Below are 25060 nucleotides of genomic sequence, written 5' to 3' on the forward strand. Positions count from 1 at the left end.
AATATCATATAGAAAGTTTAGAAAAAACTAGCTTTTTGTGTTATCTTCTCTCAATTCTGAGATAGAATTTAGCACCTTCTACGGGTTGTAGGGTTGCTAAGCTTTCATTGGGTCTATTCCCTCCAGCTTTCTTTATAACATTCCAAAAATTTTATGAACTTAAAGGCGCAAAATAACTACTTGTTTATTAAAAACGCAAATTTTAAACCAATTGATTTTAAATAATATTTTCAAAAACCGCTTAAAAATCAGCTTTCAAATCCTCAACTTCTTCTAATCCAACAAACGAATTAAATCTTTTGTAACATTTTACAAAAGTTTTAATATCATTCGACAACTAAAAACAATTACTAAAGCTGCAACCAGCAACAAAGCTGTTTTTTGAGGCAATTTCCCAGCAAGTTTTGCAGCTATTGGAGCAGCTATACTACCACCAATGATAAGCCCTAGAATAACATACCAATGGCTTACGCCCAAAGAATAAAAAAACGTTAATGCTGCTGCCAGTGTTACGAAAAACTCTGCTAAGCTCACAGTGCCAATAACATATCTGGATTTTCTTCCTTTAGACAATAAGGTTGACGTTACAATTGGTCCCCAACCTCCGCCACCAAAAGCATCTAAAAAACCTCCTGAAAATCCAAGTACTCCGGTATGTTTAATTTTCTTTTTTTCGTTTACTTTTCTAAAAGCTAAAATGATTAATCGAATACCTATAATCATAGTATATATTGACAAAACCGTATAAGCAATTGATACGTATTTGTTTCCTAAATAAATAAGTAAAACAGCACCACTAATAGCGCCAATTACTCCAGGAATAGCCAACCAATACAATAACTTTTTATTTACGTTTCCAAACTTATAATGGGAATAACCGCTAATTCCACTCGAGAACATTTCAGCCGTATGAATACTTCCGCTAATGGCCGGCAAATTAATTCCCAGAAGCATCATGCTGGTAGCACATGTAACTCCGTAACCCAAACCTACAGCACCATCTACTAATTGGGCCAAAAAACCTATGAGTAACATTCCGTAAAACTCATTTGGAATGGAACTCAGACTAAACTTTAAATCAGCAATAGATATAAATGTTGATAGCCCATAGCCTGTAAAAAGCATTAAAAAGGAAAGAGTTAAAACAAAGACTAATTGTTTAAATTTTTTGCTTTCTTTAATCTTTGGTTTCGCATTAAAGTTTTCTGTAATCTTATTTAAGTCGGCTAACTTTTCTGCGAAATTTCCTTTGTGATTATTTCTAAAATCATTTAAAACGGTCAAATTATCTTCAATATTATCGGGAATAACCTCTGTGAAATATTCACGCATACGCCTGGCTAAAATGGGTGATTTTCCATTGGTAGAAATCGCAATTTTTAAACTTCCTTTGTTTACAATGGAACCTAAATAAAAATCACATAAGGCTGGTTGATCGGCGGCATTAACTTTGATTCCTTTTGATTTTGCTAATTCACGAACAGCCAAATTCACTTCGGGTTTATCGGTAGCAATAATGACATAATCTTTACCTAATAAATCATCTTCATCAAAAGCTCTTTCTATTGCATTTACATTATCATATTGTTGAATAATTTCTTTTAGATTAGCATGAAAATACGTAGCGACAATTGTAATTCTGATTTTAGGATTTTGTTTGAGCAATGTTTCTGCTTTTTCCAAACCAACATTACCACCGCCAACAATTAGAAAGTGAGCCGTTTCTGTTTTTAAGAAAACCGGGAAAAGTGTGTTCGTCATTTTAAATTTTTATTTGACAATAGTTATCTTTTTAAATTTTTTTAAATGGCATACTTTAACGTAATTCCATAGGTTCGTGGATCTCCTAAAACACCAGCATAATGTCCAGTATTTCCAGCACCAGGAAATAATTGTTCGTAATAATCTTTATTCAGAAGATTGCGTGCCCAAACTGAGATTGACAAACCGTTTTTAACTCTAAATCCAAATCGTCCATTGAAAAGTGCATAACCGGCAACATTTAAGTATTTTGAAGGCGAAGCACTTGATGAAAATTCAGATCTGAAATAGGAATCCAAAGCCACAAAAAATCGTCCATCTCTTTTAAGAAATTTGGCATCAACAGTATATTCAGAGCCAACCGCACCTGACCATTTCGAAATACCAGGCAATCTTCCACCCGAAACATCTTTAAAAGATTGTGCCGAACCCGTTTCTTCTAAAGGTACTGGAGCATTTTTAAAAGAAACATATATACCATCTGTATAAGACAAACTTGCATTTAGATTTAAATCTTTTAATAATCTAATATTTCCTTCCAGTTCAACACCGTTCACTCTAACTTTTTCCGCATTGGCAAGATAACCTCTGTTTACGCCCAATTCAGCTGTTTGTACTTGGGTTTGGTAGTCTTTGATATTGGTACTGAAAATAGTGACATTAACTCTTGAATTTGGTGTTGGATTTGTTTTTACACCGATTTCAAAATGCTCTACTTCCTCTGGTTTAACGACAGCCAAATCAGTAAGCACTTCGCCATTCGCCGTAGGCAATCCTCCTAAATTCACACCAACTGGTTTAAAACTTCTAGCATAGGTTCCAAATGAATTAAAATTATCTGAGATTTTATAGGTAACGGTTAATTGACCTGAGTAATTGTTATCTGAAACATTGGCTTTAAATGCCTGATCCGAATAGACTGACTTCTGAAGTGCTATCAATGCAGGATCAGTTGTTTGTAAACCTCCGTATGTTTTTCTATCAAAATCAACTTCTTTCTCATCATAATTGTAACGTAATCCTGGTAGTATGTGCAAATCTGATGTCAAAGCCCAATCCAATTGCCCAAATACAGCAGCACTTAGCGATTTCAATGACGATCTTGTTTTAATTCCGTATCCTTCAAATAACCCAGGTGTTTGCCACAAACTACTGGGCGTGCTTTGAGAAAATCGCCATTGTGCATCACCCGATTCTTCAGTGTGGTATGGAGACGATTTTAAATCTTGTCCAATAGCATACACACCAAAAACTACCGAAACTTTTTTTGATAATTCACCAGCATAACGAACTTCTTGAGATATCTGATTATGAATCGATGGTGCTTGTGACTTCTTTAGAACAGACAAACCTGTAAAATCCCTGTCATTAGAAGGATCCCAATTCCAATAGCGCCAAGCTGTAGTTGAGGTTAAAGTTCCTCCAGCTATGTCTCTTTCTACATTTATAGAAACACCACCTAAATCATTATTTGATCGCCATGGTGTATCGTGGTCAATTTTTCTATCAAAGGCATTCAATGAAGGCAACTCATATCCTAAATCGGCAATAATCTGATTGAACTGTCTGTAAGCAGCTCGTTGTGTAGTTACTACTCCAGCAATCAACTGTGCATAACCATCAGGTCTTTGTTGGGAGAAATCAGCCGATAATAAAACTTCTGTTTTTTCATTTGGAACATATAGCAATTGTCCTTTTACTCCTAAATTATTGATATCATTTACAAAGTTTCCTGTTCTGACATTCTCAATTACACCATCTCTTTGCGTTCCTGAAAATGACAATCTTCCCGCAAATTTTTTAAATAATTCTCCATTGATCGAGCTCCTCGCCTGAATGAATCCATAATTACCATAACTTAGCTCAGCAGTTGTGGACGGAATAAAATTTGGTTTTTTTGTAGTAATGTTAAAAGCACCTGCAGTTGTGTTTTTTCCAAAAAGTGTTCCTTGAGGACCACGCAATACTTCAATTCTTTCAATATCAATAAAATCAAGTGAAGTGGCAGCAGGTCTGGCAAAATACACGCCATCAACATAAAACCCAACTCCAGGATCAATACCATCATTGGTCAAACCAAAAGTGGAGCCCAGTCCTCTAATGTTCAATGAAGTATTTCTAGGATTAGACGAATACAATTGTACAGAAGGTACCAGTTCTTTAACCCGATTCACATTAAATGAACCCGATTCTTCTACTTGTTTGGCAGTAACCACCGCAATGGGTATAGGCACTTCTTGTACTATTTCCGTTCTTCTTCTGGATGTAACCAAAACTTCTGTCAGTTGAGTTTTTTTTGGTTCTAATTCAACAACCAGATTGTTTTGATATGAGGATAATTCTATTTTTTTAGAATTATAACCGAAGTTTGATATCAACAAAACAATCGGGAATTGAAGTTCTGCGTTTATGACAAACTTTCCTTCGACATCAGCCACTACCGAAACATTGCTGTTTTTAACAATAATATTGGCATACGAAATAGGCGTCAAACTAGTCTTATCTAAAATAACTCCTGATATTTGATTTGCATTTTGTTGAGCTTTAGCAATTTGATTGAATGCAATCAGAAAAAAAACAATTGCGTTTATATATTTTTTATTATTTTTCATTTTATTTATTTTATATGATTTATATTATTTATTGTGTTCTCTGTTTCAACAACATAAATACATTATCACATAATTTTGTTTCAAAAAACATGTCTTCCTCTTTTTATAAGTTTCTATTCTCATATCTATAAAATTGTTCTAAACGCAAAATCTCCAAAAGTTTCATCAGTTATTTTATTGGTAACATAATTTGAAAACAAGCGGTCTACTTCTTCTAAAATTTGCGCTTCGGTTTGTTTCTCTTTATAAAGTTTATTTAATCTTTCACCGAAACGGTCACCGCCTAACATAAAATTGTATTGTCCTGGACTAGTTCCAACAAAACCTAATTCTGACACATATGGCCGACCGCATCCGTTTGGACAACCTGTCATTCGGATTGAAATTTCATCTTCTGTTAATCCGTATTTTTCTAATATCGGTTCTATTTTAGTAACCAATTCAGGCAAGTAGCGTTGGGCTTCTGCCAATGCCAAAGGACAGGTTGGTAATGCCACACAAGCCATAGAACTTTTGCGAAGGGCACTTACTTGTTTTTCTATATCATGTGATTTAAGTAAGGCTTCAATTTTTGGCTTATTCTCGTTACTTATTTCACCCAAAATCAGGTTTTGATTACCCGAAAAAATGAAATTAGAAATGTTGAGTTGGGCCACTTCAAATAAGAATTGTTTTTGATAAGGTTTTACAACTCCATGTTCAACAAACAAAGTATAAAACCAACTTCCCTGATGGTTTTGTTCCCAACCAAATCGGTCATTTCTTTCGGTAAATTGAAAAGGTTGCTCTGGTAAAAATTTAAAACCTACTCTACTTTCCAATTCCTTTTTGAAACCTTCAACAGTTAGTTTATCAACCGTATATTTCAATCGAGATAATTTTCTGTCGACACGATTTCCAAAATCACGTTGCACGGTTAAAATTTCGTAAACTGCTTTTAATGTTTTTTCTTCGGTATCGGTAAAACCAATAATACTTCCCAATCGTGAGTATGTGTTTGCATTCCCGTGTGTCGTTGCTAATCCGCCACCAATAGCTATGTTGAAACCTTTTAATTCATTGTTTTCAATAATGGCTATTAATCCTATATCATTGGTAAAAACATCAACATCGTTACTTGGTGGTATGGCAATCGCAATTTTGAACTTTCTTGGCAAATAACGATCTTCATACAAAGGATCGGCTTCGGCAGAGCGTTCGTATATTTTTTCACCATCGATAAAAACTTCATAATACGATTGAGTTTTTGGCAGTAATAAGGTCGATATTTTATCCGCGTATTCATGTATCTGCTGATGAAGTGGTGAGATTTGAGGATGTGAACTCGCAATTACATTTCTATTTACATCACCACAAGCTGCAATGGAATCCAACTTGGCGGAATTAAATGCTTGAATAGTTGGGCGTAATTGGTGTTTTAACAAGCCATGCAATTGAACGGTTTGACGAGTAGTTATCTTTAATGTACCTGTTCCAAATTGTTCTGAAATTTCGTGCGTTGCAATCCATTGATTGGCATTGATTACACCACCTGGAATTCGCAATCGAATCATGAATGAATATAACTTGTCTAGTTTTTTGGCAGCGCGTTCAGCTCTTCTGTCACGATCATCCTGCACATACATTCCGTGAAACTTCACTAGTGTTTCATCATCTGGACGCACATTTCCTGTATGATTATCAAGATCGATACTTTCTTTTAAAGTTCCTCTTAGCCCATCGCTTTTGGTCTTTATTGCTTCTATTGGAGATAATTTTTCGCTCATCTTTTTTAATTTTTATACCACGTAATTAATACACGTCTTTTTGATATTTCCCTTTATTTTCTAATTCTTCTAAAACTAAACCCGCTGCTTCAATTGTGATATTTCGTTCGGAGGCAATTACTTCTAGTATGGTTTGTTCTACATCTTGGCTCATTGGATTTTTTTGACCACAGATATATATACTTGCTCCGTTTTCTATCCAGGCATTGAATTCTTTTGCTTTTTCTCTAATTCTGTCCTGTACATAAATTTTACGTTCCTGATCTCTGGAAAAAGCCGTATCAAGTTTTGACAGAACGCCGGTAGTTATCCATTCTTGAATTTCGGTTTGATAATAAAAATCTAAGACAAAATGTTGCTCGCCAAAGAATAACCAGTTTTTCCCTTCTGCACCTGTTGCGTCTCGGTGAGCCAAAAAACTTCTAAATGGTGCAATTCCGGTTCCCGGTCCAATCATTATTAAATCGGTATCCTCAGATGGTAATCGGAAATTTTGATTTTTATGGATGTAAAACTCCAATTCAGTTTCTAAAGGAAAATCCGCTAAAAATTGAGAAGCCAATCCTGATTTTATTTCATCGCCTACTTTAAATGTATTGAGATTTACCGTTAAATGAACTTGACCATCATGTGCTTCTGACGAAGAAGAAATAGAATATAATCTTGGGGCAATAGGGTGAAGTAAAGCAACTATTTCTTCTAATTTTACTTTTTTAGGTTGGTATTTAGTAATAACATCTAATAAGTCCGTTTTATCTTCATCAATAGTAATGTCCAATACTTTGGATAACGCATCTAAAGACTTTTTAGATAATCCTTTAATATTTTTATCGCTAAGAATTGAATAATTATCCTCATCAAAAAAGTCAGCGATGGCTTTTATTTCGGATTCTTTATTTTTTGGAAAAACTCCCAAAGCATCACCTGGTTCATAGGCAATTACATCATCTGATTCTATTTCGATATGATAAGTTTCTTTGTTGGAACCTTTATCGTTCAGAACTACTTTATGGCTAATTCTTCCTGTGTATTTTTTTTTGGTTGAAGCTGTTGCGGTAGTTTTTGAAACCACTTCAGAACTTCCTTGGTTTTGAAATACTTTTTGCAAATCGGATTCCCAAAGTGATACCGTTTCTGCAAAATCAACATCAGCTTTTACTAAAGGAAGTAATCGTTGCGCTCCTTTTTCTGCTAATACTTCGTCTAACAAAACTCCGGCATTACAAAATAAAGGATAGGAAGTATCTCCTAAACCTAAAACAGCATAGGAAACCTTATTTAAGTTTACATCAGCTGCTTTTAAATTTTCATAAAAAGCAACGGCATTCTGCGGAAATTCGCCTTCACCCTGAGTACTCATTACGAATAATACAAGTGTTTCCTTCTCTAGTTTAGAAGCATCAAACTGAAAAACATCAACTGATTTTGCCTGAATTTTATTTTTCTTAAAATTGGCTAATAGTTGCGAGGCTACTTTTTTAGAATTTCCCGTTTCCGTTCCATAAATGATTAACGGTTTTACAGAAACCGCTTGTGATTCTACAATTGTAGGGTTTGATGTTGCAATTAGATTTTGATCTAAAAAACCAGTCAAATAGCCTTTGGTCCAAATAATTTCTTCTTTGGATGCGTTTTGCACTAATTGTTGTAATAATGATAGTTTAGTTTCAGATAGCATCTTGGTAAATATTTTTGTGATTATCGAAATAAGATTCAAAGTTGTTACTCTCGGTAAACCAAGAATAGTCATGGTGCAAATTCACCACTTTGCCAATTATCAATAACGTTGGCACGTAATCAAAATTTGGTAATTGTGACGTTTTTAAATCCTCAAAAGAAAAAACTTGTGTCTTTTGATTTGGCGTTGTTGCTTGTTGGACTACTGCGATACCTTTACTGGTATCAATTCCATTATCCAGAAGTTTTTTTGTCAAAGTTTCTAATCGTTGACCGCTCATGTAAAAAACCAAAGTATCCTCTGTAGTTGACCAATCTAGCCATTGTTGATTCGTAATATTATTCAAATCATATAATGTCAAAAAACGAACACCTCTTGAATGGTCTCGGGCTGTTAAAGGAATACCTGTATAAGCGGCTGCTCCAAACGCGGCAGAAATTCCTGGGATTATTTCATAGGCAATATTATTTTCTTTCACCACTTTTAATTCGTCTAAAATATTAGAGAAAAGCGATGCATCGCCACCTTTCAAACGCAAGACCAACTTTCCTTGTAGTGCAAATTCAACCATTAACTCATTGATGTCTTGCTGTGGCGTATGAATTCCTTTTGAGCATTGTTTACCAACATATACAACTGTAGCATCTTTTCGAGCATAATTTTCAATTAATACTGGCGAAACCAATCTGTCGGTTAAAACTACGTCAGCTGTTTGTAAATACTTTAAAGCTTTTAGACTAATTAAATCAGGATCACCAGGACCAGCACCAGCTAAAATCACTTTCCCTTTTTTGACTATTTGTATCATTTATATTTTTTTAAATAAAGATGAATTTTATTCGATGAATGTCTTCTGATTAGAATAAACCTTCGATTGATAAATAACGCTCTCCTGTATCGTAATTGAATGTTAAGACAACAGCATCATCTGGCAAGGAACTTATCTTTTTTGCCACTGCAGCCAGCGATGCTCCAGTAGAAATACCTACTAAAATACCTTCAAGTTTTGCGCTTTTTCTGGTGAATTCAAAAGCATCATCTTTGGAAACTTGAATTACCTCATCAATAAGATTTCCGTAATAATTATCGGGTATGAATCCTGCTCCAATTCCTTGTATCGGATGTGGTGATGGAGAACCTCCGCTCAATACAGGAGATAATTCAGGTTCAACAGCTATTATCTTTACATTTGGAAACTTTGCTTTTACAACTGAGGCAACACCTGAAATATGACCACCAGTTCCAACACCTGTAATGATATAATCCAATCTGTCTGGGAAATCAGCTAAGATTTCTAGCGCAGTTGTTTTTTGATGCACAACTACATTAGCAGTGTTTGAAAATTGCGACGGTGACCAAGCATTTGGTGTTTGGCTTACTAATTCTGCAGCTCTTTCAATAGCACCTTTCATACCTTTTTCGCGAGGCGTTAAATCGAAAGTAGCGCCATAAATTTCCATTAATTTTCTACGTTCAACACTCATGGATTCGGGCATTACCAAAATTACTTTGTAACCTTTTACGGCAGCAACTAATGCTAATCCAATACCTGTATTTCCGGAAGTTGGTTCTATAATAACGCTATCAGGTTTTAATAATCCTTTTGCTTCTGCATCTTCTATCATTGCCAATGCAATTCTATCTTTTATGCTGTTTCCGGGATTGTTACGTTCTAACTTAATGAACACATTTTTATTTGGTCCAAACAGTTTATTGATTTTTACAACTGGTGTATTACCAATAGTTTCTAAAATTGTATTTGCTTTCATCTTTTTACGGTTAAATGTTTATATGCTGAAATCTAAAATTTCGTTATTTTCTATTTTGGTTTTAACAATGATTTCACTTTTATGATACACTAGTGATTGAGCGGGAATTGTTTCAGTAATCCATACATTTCCACCAATAATTGCTCCTTTACCAATGGTTGTATTTCCTCCTAAAATGGTAGCATTGGCATAAATGATTACGTCATCTTCAATGGTTGGATGTCTTTTTTCATTTGCTTTGTCTTTGCTCACACTTAAAGCACCTAAGGTTACACCTTGATAAATTTTTACATTTTTCCCAATTTTTGCAGTTTCACCAATAACAACTCCGGTACCATGATCAATAAAAAATTGTTTGCCTATAGTTGCCGCCGGATGGATATCGATACCTGTTTTACTATGTGCATATTCAGAAAGAACTCTGGGTAAAACGGGGATTTTGAACTCCCATAGTTTATTAGCTATTCGGTAAACGAAAATGGCAAAAAAACCCGGATACGATAAAAGAATCTCACTTCTTGATTTTGCAGCTGGGTCGAAATTTAATATGGCTTGCAAGTCAGAAGCTAAATCAGTATAGATATCTAACAAACTATTAAAAAAATCATTAACTAAATCTTTATCACCAACTTGTACTTGAGACAAAATCAATTCGAAATCAGTTTTCAACTGGGTTTCTTTTTGAAGAAATAAATCAAAATCCACACATTCTTGATTAGTGCAAAACAACCATGCAAATAATTGTTCTAACCAATTTTCGGCTTTTGATTTGTCAATAAAATTCCTTTCTTCTAAAAGATTTTTTTGAAACAAAATGATGCTATTGCTATTGGTTTGGCTCATATTATTAATTATTTAAAAACATTAATGCTCCAACAGTATTGAATGTAGTTTCATCTATCAAAATGGCATTTCCTGATTTTGGGTTTTTATCGAATGAATCATAAAACAAGGGTTGATTGGCTTTTAACGTAATTTGAGCGATATCGTTCAACTTTATTTCGTTGGCATCCGTGAATTGCCATTCGTTGATATTCCATTTTTGGTTAATAGATTGCACTTTAACACGAACATTTTTGTAACGATGTTGCAGTAAATAGGTTTTTCCTAATTGAAGTTGTGTTGTGTCTAACCATGATATCCAACTGTTAATCTGATTAGATTCTACTGGTAATTGATTGGATAAATAAACTGAATCTCCACGACTAATATCTATATTGTTTTCAAAATGCAATACAACATTATCTCCTGCTTTTGCTATTTCAATAGTTTCTAAATTGCGCTCAATTTTTACTATTGAAGTTGTAATTTTAGCTGGTAAAATGGTGACCACATCACCAACTTTATAACTTCCGCTGAGAACCAATCCTGCATAACCTCGATAATCATGATTTTCTTCATCTTTTGGACGAATCACCCATTGTACTTGAAAACGAGAATCTAAATTGATTGTAGTATCGGTTTCAATAGATTCTAAAGTTTCTAATAAAGCTTTACCGTAATACCAAGGAGTATTTTCGGAAAGTGTAACAATATTGTCGCCAACTAAAGCACTAACTGGAATGTATTTTATCTCATTATAGTTCAGCTCTGATTTTAATTTTTCAAAATAATTTCGAATTTGATTGAAAATTTCTTCAGAATAATTAACCAAATCAATTTTATTAATTGCAATAATTGCTTTTTTAATTCCCATTAATGAACCAATACTGGCATGACGTTTTGTTTGTTCGGTAATTCCCTTTCGCGCATCAACAAGAATAATAATCAAATCAGAATTTGAAGCTCCTGTAATCATGTTTCGAGTATATTGCTCATGACCCGGTGCATCTGCGATTATGAATTTTCTTTTTTTGGTAGAAAAATATTTATACGCTACATCAATCGTAATTCCCTGTTCTCGTTCAGCTCTAAGTCCGTCTGTAACTAAAGATAAATCAATATCAACCCCTTCTTGTTTGGTTTGTTTCTGTAAAACGCCCAATTGATCGGTGTGTATACTATCAGAATCATATAATAGCCTTCCGATTAAGGTGCTTTTTCCGTCGTCAACATTTCCTGCTGTTATAAATCGTAATGTGTTCATTTTACTTTATTGTTTATGAAAAAATTAAAAGTATCCTTGTTTTTTTCGGTCTTCCATTGCTGCTTCCGACAATTGATCATCTAAACGCGTTTGTCCTCTTTCGCTAATTCTGGTTTGAATAATATCATCAATAATATCTTGAATAGAATTTGCGTTTGATGGAACCGCTGCCGTACAGGTCATATCACCAACCGTTCTGTATCGAACGCGTTCAACAACAACTTTATCGCCTTGAAGCGGTTGGATAAATTGAGACGTAGCTACCAATTTATCTTGGTGAACGATGCATTCCCGGTCATGAGCGAAATACAAATTAGGTAGTTCGATGTCATACTTTTGAATGTAGTTCCAAACATCAAGTTCGGTCCAATTACTAATTGGAAACACACGTACATTATGCCCTTTTTGAACTTTACCATTTAAGATATCCCATAATTCCGGGCGTTGTAACTTTGGATCCCATTGCCCAAAATCATCTCTAACAGAAAAAATACGCTCTTTAGCTCTTGCCTTTTCTTCGTCTCTTCTGGCTCCACCAATACAAGCATCAAATTCATTTTCTTCGATAGCATCCAAAAGCGCGTAGGTTTGCAATGCATTTCTGGAAGGAAAACGACCCGCAGTTTCTTTTAAATTGTATTTTTTTATACTGTCTTCAACTGAAGCTACAATTAATTTCTCACCAATTTTATTAGCCAAATAATCTCTAAATTCAATGGCTTCAGGAAAATTATGACCCGTATCAATATGTACTAATGGAAAAGGGAATTTCCCAGGGCGAAATGCTTTTAAGGCTAAATGCACCAAAACAATTGAATCTTTTCCTCCCGAAAACAACAAAGCTGGTTTTTCAAATTGAGACGCTGTTTCTCTAAGAATATAGATTGCTTCGTTTTCCAGTTGTTCTAAATAATGATTTGAATTTGACATTTTTATTCTTTTTCTATTTCTAAATTATCTGTGTAAACCACATTCTTTTTTTGATTGATCTTCCCACCACCATCGACCGGCTCTAAAATCTTCTCCTTCTTTTAAAGCTCTTGTGCAGGGTGCGCAACCAATACTCACAAAATTGCTGTCATGAAGCGTGTTATAGGGAACACCATGTTTTTTTAAATAGTTTACAACCTCAGCTGTTGTCCAATTTAATAACGGATTGTATTTATACAGTTGCCGTTGTTCGTCCCATTCCAGTTTTTGAATTGAATTTCTGTTTTCAGATTGCTCCGCTCTTAAACCCGTAATCCATATTTTTGCACCTTGAAGCGCGCGATTTAATGGTTCTACTTTTCTAATAAAGCAACATTCTTTTCTTAATTCAACCGAATTGTAAAATGCGTTGATACTATTTGTATTTACATAATTTTCAACTTTGTCATTATTTGGATAATAAGCTTTAATAGTTGCCTTATACTGTAATAATGTTTTGTCCCAAACAGCATATGTTTCCGGAAATAATCTCCCCGTATCTAAAGTAAAAACAGCAATGTTAGTAATGTTTTGAGAAAAAATGGCATGTGAAATTACTTGATCTTCAATCCCGAAACTGGTAGAAAAAACGATGTTTTCAGGAAAATTTTTACTGATTTCAAGTATGCTATCATTAATCTTCTCTGATTTGTTTACTATTTCCTTTATTCTGTTTTCCATTTTTTTGTATGTACTACTTTATACTAAACTACTTGGTTAAATTTGCCAGTTCAATTGTTGGATTATACTAATTTTGATACTGAAAGTGCTACAAAAGCTTTTTTTAAATCGGTTTTCAAATCGTCGATATCTTCTAAACCAACTGAAAGACGGATTAAATCTTTAGAAACTCCTGTTGTTTCTTGCTCAACATCTGATAATTGTTGGTGTGTGGTACTTGCTGGATGAATTATCAATGATTTTGTATCACCAATATTGGCTAAAAGCGAGAATAATTTTGTTTCATCTGCAACTTTTTTCGCCGCATCAAAACCGCCTTTTAATCCAAAAGTTACAATACCGCTTTTTCCTTCTGGCAAATATTTATCCGCCAATTCTTTATATTTTGAAGTTGTTAAACCCGGATAGTTTACCCAAGCAACTTCTTCTTGAGCTTGCAACCACTCGGCTAAAGCCAAAGCATTTTCGGAATGTTTTTTAATTCTGATTTCTAAAGTTTCCAATCCTTGAATGGTTTGAAAAGCGTTAAACGGACTTAAAGCAGCACCAAAATCGCGCAAACCTTCAATTCGTATTTTAGCAATAAATGACGCTGCACCAAGTACTTCGTAGTATTTCAAGCCATGATATCCAGCTGAAGGTTCTGTAAATTCTGGGAATTTTCCGTTGCTCCAATCGAAGTTTCCTGCATCGATGATTACGCCACCAAGTGACGTTCCGTTTCCTGTGATGTACTTTGTAAGTGAGTGAATAACGATGTCAGCACCATAATTAATTGGGTTTAACAAATAAGGCGTTGCCACAGTATTGTCCACAATAAAAGGCACTTTAAAAGCTTTTGCTTCTTTAGAAATGGCTTCTAAATCGAGTACGTCAAGTTTTGGATTTCCTAGACTTTCTACAAAATACGCTCTTGTATTTTCTTGCGATGCTTTTGTGAAATTTTCTGGATTTGAAGGATCAACAAACGTTGTTGTGATGCCTAATCGTGGTAAGGTTACTTTTAGTAAATTGTATGTTCCACCATACAAACTGTTGGATGCAACGATATGATCTCCAGCTTTTAATAAAGTTAAAAATGTGGTTGCAATGGCAGCTGTTCCCGATGCGGTAACGACTGCGCCAATTCCGCCTTCTAACTTTGCTAGACGTTGTTCTAGAATGTCGTTGGTCGGGTTGTTTAATCTGGTGTAGATAAATCCGGCTTCGGCAAGTCCAAAAAGATTGGCTGCGTGGTCTGAATTGTTAAAAACATACGATGATGTTTGATAAATTGGAACCGCTCTAGTTCCTGCATTTTTAGTAACATCGTGTCCTGCGTGAAGTGCGTTGGTTGAAAATTTTTGTGTACTCATTTTTTTAGAATTTTAGATTATTAAATATTTAGATTGTTATTTTTTTTTGATAAACACTTCGACTTTAGTTTATATTGAGCTTAGACGAAATACCTGTGTGAAAAACATTATTGAATAAAAAAAGTCCTTTTGGATGGCTACCAAAAGGACTTTTAAAATATAGATATAACTACGATTAAGTCTTATGCTTTTGGCAACAGGGAATATAAATGCAACACATCATCATGCGCATCATTTTGTTCATCATCATATTTTTGCCTACTGTTATCATTCTTGTTTTTGTTAATGTAAATTTACTTGAACTGTTTATTATCTTTTTTCTTCAAATTCTGAAATAAATTCAGAGCAAAAAAAACCTCTGCGGTTTGCAGAGGTTTCATTTGGATATATTTTAAAAAATTAAAATTATGCAATAGAAATACTCTGCGGAAGTTTCCACATCATACAACACATATTGCACATAATTAAATTCATTTTTCTTTGTTTTTGATGGAGCAAACTTCAGAAGTTTTTTTGAATAAAAAAAATAAAATCTGAAAATTTAACATTTGAAAGTTTTTATTATATATTTAAATACTACGTATTTAGATTTTTCAAAAAATCATAAATAATTCAAAAAAAGTAAAATTGTTTTTTCTATTAGAAATAGTCTTTATACATTTGCACCCGAAATCAAGAGGAAAAATTTGAACTGATTGCAACCTCATTAAAAAATGCTAAAGCAGAAACTCTCCTTTAGTATTTTTTCCCGCAATTAGAATTTTTCGTCATAAAAATTAATTTAAAATTAAATTATAGTATGGCTTATTTATTTACGTCAGAGTCAGTTAGTGAAGGACATCCAGACAAAATTGCAGATCAAATTTCTGATGCATTAATCGATAACTTTTTAGCATTTGATGCTGAGTCAAAAGTGGCTTGTGAAACTTTAGTTACTACTGGTCAAGTAATTTTGGCTGGTGAAGTAAAATCGAACACTTATTTAGATGTTCAAAACATTGCTAGAGAAGTAATTAGAAAAATTGGTTACACGAAAAGCGAATATATGTTTGAGGCAAATTCTTGTGGAATTCTTTCTGCAATTCACGAGCAATCGGCAGACATTAATCAAGGTGTTGATAGAGCAAGCAAAGAAGAACAAGGTGCTGGAGATCAAGGAATGATGTTTGGTTACGCAACTAACGAAACTGAAAATTATATGCCATTGGCATTGGATTTATCTCATGCTTTGTTGAGAGAATTAGCTACTTTGAGAAGAGAAAATTCTGAAATTACTTATTTACGTCCAGATGCTAAATCGCAAGTTACTTTAGAATATTCTGATGACAACAAACCGCAACGAATTGATGCAATTGTAATTTCTACACAACACGACGATTTTGATGAAGAAGCGGCAATGTTGGCTAAAATTAAATCGGATTTGGTTTCTATTTTGATTCCTAGAGTTAAGGCAAAATATCCTCAATATGCTCATTTATTTAATGACAATATTACTTATCACATTAATCCAACTGGAAAATTTGTAATTGGTGGACCACACGGAGATACTGGTTTAACAGGAAGAAAAATTATTGTTGATACTTACGGAGGAAAAGGTGCTCATGGTGGTGGTGCATTTTCTGGAAAAGATCCAAGTAAAGTAGATAGAAGTGCGGCTTATGCTACACGTCATATTGCTAAAAACTTGGTTGCTGCTGGAGTTGCTGACGAAATTTTAGTTCAGGTTTCTTATGCTATTGGAGTTGCTAAACCAACTTCTATTAACGTTGTTACTTATGGAACTTCGAAAGTGAATTTAACTGACGGAGAAATCAGTAAAAAAGTAGAAGCTATCTTTGATATGCGTCCGTATTTTATTGAGCAAAGATTGAAATTGAGAAATCCTATTTACAGCGAAACTGCTGCTTATGGACACATGGGAAGAACACCTGAAACGGTTACTAAAACTTTTCAATTGCCAAATGGTGAACCAAAAGTCGTAACAGTTGAATTGTTTACTTGGGAAAAATTGGATTTTGTTGATCAAGTAAAAGCAACTTTTGGGATTTAATCGATTTCTAAAATAAAGTAATAGTAAACCATCTTAAAAAATAAGATGGTTTTTTTATTACCTTGCATCATCAACTATTGTAATGATAAAATTTCTAGAAAATATAAAAAATAAAATTCAAATTGGTTCAAGTTTTCTCCTTCTCTTGACACTATTCAATGGGGCGATTGTAATGAATTTTCACAAATTGATTTACAAGAATCCAACAGTAATGATATTGCTTTTATTTTTTCTTATAGTAACTATAATTGACTATAAAAAATGGTGGGGCGTTTTCTGTAACATCCTCATTTCAATCTCTTTATTGATATTAGTTTTTCCTAGAATTGGAAATCACTCAACTTTATTACTATTTTTTTCATTGCTTATTTTTTGTCTCTTGACAGTAAAGCTTTTCAAAAAAAATTACTTCATAAATCATGATTTGACCTCTTATTGTTTTAGAATTGCTACAGTAACAATTTATTTTTACACTGGTTTCCATAAACTAAATACCGATTTTTTCAACCCTTGTGTGAGCTGTGTTAATGGTATAAATGAATTTACTATCTCAAACTTATTTAATGTAGATTTTATAGTAAAACCAAGTTTATCAAGGTTTTTCCAAATTTCAACCCTAATAGTAGAATGTATTATTCCTTTTGGAATTCTCCATTCTAAAACCAGAAAATACACTATCATTACTTTACTTCTTTTTCACAGCTATTTATCGTTGTCGGTTTTTGCAGACTTTAGTGCTATGGCTTTGTTTCTATTGATAGGTTGTACAATTGATTTTAAACAAAATAATATTCCGCAAAAATTAGTAAACTCTCTTCAATTGTATCTTATTTTCATTATAATAGCCGTTGTTGGATATCATTTACTTCATTTTTCTAAAATTGAAGATATCAGACATCGATTTATCCAAGGTCTACTTTTCAATATTGGTTTTTTTGGATTTATTTACACTTATTTCAAAAATACACCTGTAAAGACATTTTCATTCAAAAAAGAATATTTTATTCCATTATTTTCTATTTCAATTTTAATTAGTCTATGGACATTAAAAAGCTACATCGGATTAGGAAATGCTGGAAATCTTACCATGTTCAGTAATCTTGTGACAGAAAAAAGTCGAAATAACCATTTGCTAATTGACACTAAAAAAACAAAACTTTTTGATTTTGAAGAAGATAATGTTCATATCGTTTTTATAAATAATCCTTTCATAAAAGAAAATTTTAACGGATTTAAAATTCCTGTTGCTGAATTTAGATTTTTAGTTAATTATTGGTCACGAAAATTTAACAAACCTATCCCTTGTACTTTAATCTACAAAGGAAAAAAAGAGCATTTTGAAGATATTAGAAAATCTCCATTTACTGAAACAAAATGGTGGTACAAATACCTTTCCTTTCGCAAAATACAAACCTCATCACCCAATCGTTGTAGATGGTAATACAATAAAAAAGCCAGTATTTAACTGGCTTTTTTTCTATAAATTATATTTCATACTAAAAATAATGTATCGTGGTTGTACTCTATATTGTGAATTTCGAGTGGAAAACTGCGAAAAATTATCGTCGTTTAGAGCTGTTGTATTTAGCAAGTTGGTTGCTGCTACTTTGTATTCCCAATGACTGGCTTTTGTTTTTTGATAGGTCAAACTTGCTGATAAAAAGTCGTATTCTTGATCAACGGTTTTGGCTTTGTTATAGTAATGAAAAAACTCATATTCGGCTAAAAATGAAAAGCTTTTCAGGAAGAAATAATCCAGTTTAGCCGTTGGACTATCGGTGTAGAAATTATCATTTGGATATTGGTTTACCGAATAAGAATATCCCAATTCTAAATTAGGCAAATTCTTAAAATTGGTCGATGCGCTTAAGCGGTAATTTTGAGTAAAACTTTCGGTATCAACAACATTTTCTGCATTATTTATAGGATTCACTTGAATATTATAAAACTTACTCCAGTTAACACTTGCGCTTAAATTAGCTTTGTAATATTTCGAAAAAGAGCGACCATATCTTCCACTTGCTGAAAAATTCTCGTCACCAAATGGCGAATTAATGGGTGCACCAATTTGATTTACACCTTCAAATAAAGCTCTTGATTTGATTGCATCAACTGTTCTTGTATAACTCAAATTTGCTCCAAAATTTTCAAAATTAAACATATTGAACTTTTGGTAATTCAAAGAATGACTTTGCATTATCGAATTGGTCAAATCGCGATTTCCTGAGAACAAACTGCTGTAGCTGTTGAAAATTGTACCTAAAGCATAATTGTTGATATTAGTAAAATTATTAGTCAATCCAAAATTATAGGTCAACGATTCTGATTTTTTGATTTGGTAAATCATATTAAAATCGGGTAACAAACGAAATATATCTTGATTTACATCGGTTCCTAATTGGGTGTTTTTTAAATCAAAGCGATGTAAAGTAACTCCGGGCGTAAACGTGAATTTACCCGTTAACCATTTAATGTGAAATCCAAGATAAGTATCATTAAAGCGATAACTTGCGTCGTTATTGTTTTCGGCAACATTCAAATTATTAATACTTCCGTCATCCAATCGTTGAAAAATGGATGAGTTCAAACTTTGATATACATAAGAATTAGCTAACGTAAAATTCAAATTCGTTTTTGGTGTCAACACATAATAATAATCCAATCTACTATCGAGTTTATTAGTTTTGATAAAACGACTTTGCGTAATATCATTTCGATTTTGCGTTTGATTATAACCAAAAAAATCAAAAGGCTGAAACTCTAAATTGGCGTTGTACAAAGGATCTTCGTTTTGATACAAATGCTGACTTTCAAAAGCAAAAACGTGTTTTTCTGTTGGTGTATAATAAAAACTCAAGTTTTGATTGATATTAACAGGATCTTGTTTTTTGGAAGTTAAAACACTTTCATCGGTATCAATTCCTGAAATATAATTAAAGACTTGACGTTGCAACTCGTTGTTTTCTCTTTGAGCTGAAATTCGGGTTAAAATATCATAATCCAATTGAAACTTCGACGTAGGTTTATAGGTTGTACTCAACTTGAATAATCCTAAATTGTTTTTTTGACTTCCGGTATCGTCTCTAACTTCGGTGGATGAAATATCAGTAGAGTTTGGCAGCAAAATATTAACCGTTGAAGCTGTTTCGGTATCAACCAAAGTAGAAGTTGCAATTGCAAATCCACTTAAACTCCAGCTTTTTGATGGATTGTACGAAAAATTGGTTGCTCCAAAATGCGATTCAATTTCCTTAACTCTGTTATCTTGAAAAAAGCTAATTCCAAGTGAATTACTATCTAAAATAATGCCTCCGCCACCTTTACCCATAATATTTCTGAAACCGCCACTAAACCTGAAATAATCTTGAATAGTAAACGCTTGTTGACCTACATTATTACTATTTCCCATAATATTAAGACTGTATTTTGGACTATAGTAAAACGCTTTTGGTGCTATAGCATAACGCGTATCGTCATGTCCAACACCAATTCCAGCTGTCATGTCACCAAACCAAAAGTTCTTCTTTCCTTCTTTCAGTTTGATGTTCATTGCTAAATTGTCTTGGTTGTTTTCAACGCCTTTCATGATGGAGTTTTCGTTGTAATTACGAAGTACTTGAACTTTATCAATCGCATCGGCAGGAATGTTTTTTACACCTAATTTGGTATCGCCATCAAAAAAATCTTTTCCTTCTACCATCAACTTCGTTACCGATTTCCCTTCTACTTTTACTTGACCATCAGCATCTACTTCAACTCCAGGAAGTTTCTTAAGAACATCTTCTAATTTTCTTTCTGTTCCGGTTGTAAAAGAGTCTGAATTATAGACAATCGTATCACCTTTTATCGAAACTGGCATTTCTCGAACAATTTCAACACCTTGAAGTTCAATTCCACCACTTTCCATAGTGATGTTTTGAGTAATATTTTCTCCTTGTGTTGTAATGGTGATTTCTTTGTTTTGCATTCCCAAATAACTCAACTTAATGGTATAAGTCGAATTGGATTTTAGGTTTAGTAAAAATTTCCCTTTGTCGTTTGTGATTGCATACGCATCCATGGCTTTGGTGGTTTGGTTCATTGCCATAACATTTGCCATTTCTAGCGGTGCTTTGCTATCATCTTGAATAATACCTTCAAAACGAACCGTTTGAGAAAAAGAAATTGTTGAAATTAATAGAAATAAAGATAGGATAGATTTTTTCATTTTTTTGACTTACAAAATAATTTGATTATTGTTGAAAGATAATAACTCCATCTTCATTTTGCATACTTTCCGTTTTTTTCTTTAGAATTTCGTCAAACTTTTTTTGAGTTATTTTTTTTCCATTTGTTGGCGCTTTTATTTCTGTTTTTTCTTTATTAGTTAAAACTACCTTAGAGCAAAGAAGCATATTATCTCCATCATTAACTTCAAGAATCAATCCTGGTAAACCCCAATAATTATCTGGACCAAAACTTACTGGAATTTCTGGTGAATACCATGCCGTTACTATTTTATCTTCTGGCTTTTCTATTTTGAAAAGTGCTGGTTTTTTTTCTTCTTTTTTCAAAAACTCTTCATATTCTTTTTTTTGCTTTTCGCTAACTGGAATGACTAATTCGGCTTTAAAACAATTATACTCGCCAATTTTTTTCGTTTCATCAATAAGTTTCCATTCCGGTTTTACTAATGGCTCAACTACTAGGAACTCCTTTCCAAAAATATTGTCTTCAACAATACTATTTTTGTCTTTCAAATTAAGATACTTTTTTCCAGCACTTGAAAAACTTACTGTAACTGACATTCCATTATTTGCTTCAGGTTTGTCCAATTTTTGTTCTTCTTCATATAGACACTCAATTTTATTAAAAATAAGCACGTATTGTTTCTCTGATGCTTTTTTCATTGCTTCTTCTAACAACCCTTGAAGTTCAGGATTATTTTTCATCTCAATTTTCTCAGTCACTTGCTCCGTTACTTTCTTCATAATTCTTTTAGAAAAGTACTCTGCTTTTCCATGAAACTCTTGTGCAGTAATTACACTTGTAGCTAGTAATAAAACGGCTAATGCTCTTTTAGTTAAATTCGTATTCATATTTTTATAAATTGATGTTTAATGGTACAAAATAAAATATAATAAACCATACAAATTGTTAAATAAAGTTAACGTTTGTTAACGTTGACAATTAAACTTCTTTTGTTACTATTTTTGATATATGAAAAGAAAAAAAAACTTTTATCTAATTTTATTTATTTCTACAACAATTGTTGCCACCATTGGACTTCAGGTGTTTTGGAATATAAAAAACTATAATCAAAATAAAACAAGATTGATTTCGGAAGTACAGAGTGCTTTGGACAAAAGTATTGAGTATTATTATGTTGATTATTTAAAAGATAATTTTGTAGCCTTTGTAAATAATGATAAGCAGGTAAACTCAGATCAGTTTTTTGAATCGGTTGACATAAAATCGGCATTTAAAAATATCCCAAAACAGAAAGAAAATAGTATAGGTTCAAAACTGGATACAACTTCCACTTTAGTAAGCGTAGAAATAAAATCAGATTTAAAAACCAATAAAAAAATAAGCGACTCTATAAAAAGGCAAATTGAAAATCAAATTATTTCAAACGAGACAACATTAAGTTCATCAAAAGTTTCTTTTAAAGAAATCGAGCCAACTTCAATCAAAGCGATAAGTGTTTTTAAAGGAAAGAAAGACACAGACAGCATCATGGCTCTTAAAAATCTTGCCAATAAGATTGTTATTTCAATGATTCAAGATACTATCGAGTTTAAAGCCTTAAGCACTGCTTTAGAAAAAGAACTAAAAAGAAAAAACATACTTATTGATTATCAGCTTCAACATTATAAATGTGATACCTTATACAACACTTTTCAAACCAATAAAAAAGGTTCTTTGTCATTGAAAAGTATATCAAAATCAGCATATTTACCCAAAAAAGAAGAAATCGCAATACAGTTTTCAAATCCAGTAGCATTGGTATTAAAAAGAAGTTTATCAGAGATTTTGCTTTCGTTAGTATTGTCATTATCGATAATTACTTGCTTACTTTATCTGTTAAAAACCATCAATAAGCAGAAAAAAATAGATGAAATAAAAAATGATTTGATTAGCAATATCACTCATGAATTCAAAACGCCAATTACCACAATCGGAACAGCTATTGAAGGAATAAAAAGTTTTAATACAGAAAAAGACGTAGAAAAAACAAATAGGTATTTAGAAATATCAGGTAATCAGCTCAAAAAATTGGAAGAAATGGTCGAACGATTATTAGAAACGGCAACACTAGAAACAAATCAATTATCTATAAAAAAAGAAAAAACAAATCTGATTTTATTATTACAAAACTGCATCGAAAAACACCAATTAAATTTTCAAGAGAAAAATATTGTATTAGAAACAAAAACTTTCGAAATTTATGCCAATGTTGATAATTTTCATCTAGAAAATGTTTTTTCGAATATCATTGATAACGCAGTAAAATATGGCGGAAATGAAATTAAGATTTCCGTAAATTGTGACAAAATCCAAAATACAATTTTGATTGAAGATAACGGGTTTGGAATTGACAAAATTCATAAAGAAAAAATATTCGAAAAGTTTTATCGCATTCCAAAAGGAAACATTCACAATGTAAAAGGATTTGGAATTGGCTTATATTATTCGAAAAAAATTATAGAAAAACATGGTGGTTCACTTGAATTAGTGTCAAATTCAAATCCAACTTTATTTAAAATAACATTGCCAAATGAGTACTAAAATCAGAGTTTTACTAGCCGAAGATGAGCTAGCATTGGCACAAATTATAAAAGAAAGTTTAGAAACACGAAACTTCGAGGTTATTCACGGAAAAAATGGTGAAGAAGCCTTTGATTTTTTCTTAAAAGAAAATCCAGATATTTTGGTTCTTGATGTAATGATGCCTTTAAAAGATGGTTTTTCTGTTGCCAAAGATGTTAGAAAAATAAATAAAAATGTGCCAATCATTTTTTTAACTGCCAAGTCGCAAACGCAAGATGTGGTTGATGGATTTGCATTTGGAGGTAATGACTATTTGAAAAAACCCTTTAGCATGGAAGAATTAATTGTTCGGATGCAATCGCTACTGGGCAGAATTGAAAATAAAACCAATGAAGACACAATTGCCATTGGTAACTATTTATTCTATCCAATAAAACAACTACTCGTTCACAATTATACAGTAGAAAACCTTACCCATCGAGAGACAGCTTTATTACAATTATTGATTGAAAACAAAAATGAAATTATTGACAGAGAAGTGATTTTGAAAAAAATTTGGAATACTACCGATTTTTTCTCCGGCAGAAGTATGGATGTATTTATTACTAAGCTCAGAAAAAAATTAAGTCTCGATACAACAATTCAAATCATTAACATTAGAAGTCAAGGATATAAATTGACATGCTAGAGACTTTTTATCGTCCTGTTCTCATTTGAAAACCACCGCGTCCACCCATTTCGCTCATCTCTTCCATTTTCTTGGTCACCGTTTCATCATATTCTTTTTGAGAAACTTCTTTTCCTGTAGTTGGAGCTTTGATATCGGCTTTATCTTTTGGATTTAAAACTACTTTAGAACAAAGTATGGTCGTTTTTCCATTATTAACTTCAAGAATTAAACCTGGCAAACCCCAATAACCTTCTGGACCTTGACTCACTGGAATTTCTGGCGTGTACCAAGCCGTAATTGTGATTTCATTTGGCAAATCTACCTCGTCTAAAAAACTGGTTTTTTTAGCTTCTTCTATAGGCTTTTCGTCTTTTTTATCGTCATTTCGCTTTGGACGGAAATTTCTAAAATCAGTTTTACTAGCTGGAATTACAGCTGTTGCCTTAAAACAATTATAACCGCCAATTACTCTAGTTTCACCACTCATCTGCCAATTATAGTTTGTTAAAGAATCTTTTACCAAAAATTCTTTTCCCATAAATTCTTTGTCAACTTTATAAATTTTTTCCTTTACATTTTTATAATGCGTTCCGCCGCCACCTATAAACGACGACATCATACGCATTGCGCCTTGTCCTTGTCCCGGAGCATCAAGTCTTTCTTCTTCCTTATATATAGAAGCTGATTTATCGAAATTCAAAATGAATGTTTTTTCAAACATTTTCTTCATACGTTCTTCAATCATTTTTTGCATATCTGGAGTAATTTCTTTGTTTGCCTCAAATCGGGATTTGAAATCGGCAGTACTGGTTTTGGATTCATAAACTGCCATGCCTTGAAACTCTTTTTGAGCAAATGAAACTGTTGTTAGTAAAACAGTTAGTAGGAAGAAAAACTTTTTCATTTTTAG

18 protein-coding genes and 1 riboswitch are annotated in these 25060 nt (G+C 32.8%); of the genes, 4 read left to right on the forward strand and 14 right to left on the reverse strand.

What is annotated here, in order from left to right; genetic code table 11:
* Nucleotides 1-37: 37 nt before the first annotated feature.
* A riboswitch (SAM riboswitch) is annotated at nucleotides 38-141 on the reverse strand.
* 168 nt (nucleotides 142-309) lie between these two features.
* The 11 genes from IAI56_RS05310 to IAI56_RS05360 all read right to left on the reverse strand — a co-directional run bounded on the left by IAI56_RS05310 (nucleotide 310) and on the right by IAI56_RS05360 (nucleotide 14677).
* A complete protein-coding gene (locus IAI56_RS05310; protein WP_187656885.1) occupies nucleotides 310-1761 on the reverse strand; it encodes a TSUP family transporter in 1452 nt (483 codons plus the stop codon).
* Between the two features lie 41 nt (nucleotides 1762-1802).
* Nucleotides 1803-4373 (reverse strand): TonB-dependent receptor, encoded by a 2571-nt coding sequence (locus IAI56_RS05315; protein WP_187656886.1) that lies wholly within the window; start codon nucleotides 4371-4373, stop codon nucleotides 1803-1805.
* A gap of 125 nt (nucleotides 4374-4498) precedes the next feature.
* A complete protein-coding gene (locus IAI56_RS05320; RefSeq protein WP_187656887.1) occupies nucleotides 4499-6139 on the reverse strand; it encodes an NADPH-dependent assimilatory sulfite reductase hemoprotein subunit in 1641 nt (546 codons plus the stop codon).
* 25 nt (nucleotides 6140-6164) lie between these two features.
* Complete coding sequence (locus IAI56_RS05325) at nucleotides 6165-7817, reverse strand: diflavin oxidoreductase (protein WP_187656888.1); 1653 nt, start codon at nucleotides 7815-7817, stop codon at nucleotides 6165-6167.
* Complete coding sequence (gene cobA, locus IAI56_RS05330; protein ID WP_187656889.1) at nucleotides 7807-8625, reverse strand: uroporphyrinogen-III C-methyltransferase; 819 nt, start codon at nucleotides 8623-8625, stop codon at nucleotides 7807-7809. Before cobA ends, IAI56_RS05325 begins: the two co-directional genes overlap by 11 nt.
* Nucleotides 8626-8674: 49 nt before the next feature.
* Nucleotides 8675-9586, reverse strand: coding sequence for a cysteine synthase A (gene cysK, locus IAI56_RS05335; RefSeq protein WP_187656890.1), 912 nt, complete (start codon nucleotides 9584-9586; stop codon nucleotides 8675-8677).
* Nucleotides 9587-9604: 18 nt separating this feature from the next.
* Nucleotides 9605-10429 carry a serine O-acetyltransferase EpsC gene (gene epsC / locus IAI56_RS05340; protein ID WP_187656891.1) on the reverse strand — a complete coding sequence of 275 codons (825 nt, stop codon included), beginning with the start codon at nucleotides 10427-10429 and terminating at the stop codon, nucleotides 9605-9607.
* 4 nt (nucleotides 10430-10433) lie between these two features.
* Nucleotides 10434-11672: a sulfate adenylyltransferase subunit 1 gene (locus IAI56_RS05345; RefSeq protein WP_187656892.1), complete on the reverse strand. Its 1239-nt coding sequence runs from the start codon at nucleotides 11670-11672 to the stop codon at nucleotides 10434-10436.
* Between the two features lie 24 nt (nucleotides 11673-11696).
* Nucleotides 11697-12602 carry a sulfate adenylyltransferase subunit CysD gene (cysD, locus tag IAI56_RS05350; protein WP_187656893.1) on the reverse strand — a complete coding sequence of 302 codons (906 nt, stop codon included), beginning with the start codon at nucleotides 12600-12602 and terminating at the stop codon, nucleotides 11697-11699.
* Nucleotides 12603-12626: 24 nt separating this feature from the next.
* Nucleotides 12627-13322 (reverse strand): phosphoadenylyl-sulfate reductase, encoded by a 696-nt coding sequence (locus IAI56_RS05355; protein WP_187656894.1) that lies wholly within the window; start codon nucleotides 13320-13322, stop codon nucleotides 12627-12629.
* A gap of 62 nt (nucleotides 13323-13384) precedes the next feature.
* The gene (locus IAI56_RS05360; protein WP_187656895.1) at nucleotides 13385-14677 is read right to left on the reverse strand and encodes an O-acetylhomoserine aminocarboxypropyltransferase/cysteine synthase family protein; all 1293 of its coding nucleotides are present in this window, start codon (nucleotides 14675-14677) and stop codon (nucleotides 13385-13387) included.
* Between the two features lie 799 nt (nucleotides 14678-15476).
* Here IAI56_RS05360 and metK point away from each other — a divergent pair.
* Nucleotides 15477-16727: a methionine adenosyltransferase gene (gene metK / locus IAI56_RS05365; protein WP_187656896.1), complete on the forward strand. Its 1251-nt coding sequence runs from the start codon at nucleotides 15477-15479 to the stop codon at nucleotides 16725-16727.
* A gap of 514 nt (nucleotides 16728-17241) precedes the next feature.
* Nucleotides 17242-18168: a hypothetical protein gene (locus IAI56_RS05370; RefSeq protein ID WP_187656897.1), complete on the forward strand. Its 927-nt coding sequence runs from the start codon at nucleotides 17242-17244 to the stop codon at nucleotides 18166-18168.
* A 36-nt stretch (nucleotides 18169-18204) separates the two neighbouring features.
* Here IAI56_RS05370 and IAI56_RS05375 read toward each other — a convergent pair whose 3' ends face one another.
* Nucleotides 18205-20934: a carboxypeptidase-like regulatory domain-containing protein gene (locus IAI56_RS05375; protein ID WP_187656898.1), complete on the reverse strand. Its 2730-nt coding sequence runs from the start codon at nucleotides 20932-20934 to the stop codon at nucleotides 18205-18207.
* A gap of 25 nt (nucleotides 20935-20959) precedes the next feature.
* Nucleotides 20960-21805, reverse strand: a complete 846-nt coding sequence (locus IAI56_RS05380) for a GLPGLI family protein (protein WP_187656899.1) — start codon at nucleotides 21803-21805, stop codon at nucleotides 20960-20962.
* Nucleotides 21806-21926: 121 nt separating this feature from the next.
* On the opposite strand from IAI56_RS05380, the gene IAI56_RS05385 reads away from it, so the two are divergent.
* Both IAI56_RS05385 and IAI56_RS05390 read left to right on the forward strand, forming a co-directional pair.
* Nucleotides 21927-23498, forward strand: a complete 1572-nt coding sequence (locus tag IAI56_RS05385) for a sensor histidine kinase (protein WP_187656900.1) — start codon at nucleotides 21927-21929, stop codon at nucleotides 23496-23498.
* Complete coding sequence (locus IAI56_RS05390) at nucleotides 23488-24168, forward strand: response regulator transcription factor (protein WP_187656901.1); 681 nt, start codon at nucleotides 23488-23490, stop codon at nucleotides 24166-24168. Before IAI56_RS05385 ends, IAI56_RS05390 begins: the two co-directional genes overlap by 11 nt.
* Before the next feature lie 7 nt (nucleotides 24169-24175).
* On the opposite strand, the gene IAI56_RS05395 is transcribed toward IAI56_RS05390, so the two are convergent.
* A complete protein-coding gene (locus IAI56_RS05395; protein WP_187656902.1) occupies nucleotides 24176-25054 on the reverse strand; it encodes a GLPGLI family protein in 879 nt (292 codons plus the stop codon).
* Nucleotides 25055-25060 lie beyond the last annotated feature (6 nt).

The organism is Flavobacterium macrobrachii (genome assembly GCF_014486675.1).
GTDB classification, from domain to species: domain Bacteria; phylum Bacteroidota; class Bacteroidia; order Flavobacteriales; family Flavobacteriaceae; genus Flavobacterium; species Flavobacterium macrobrachii.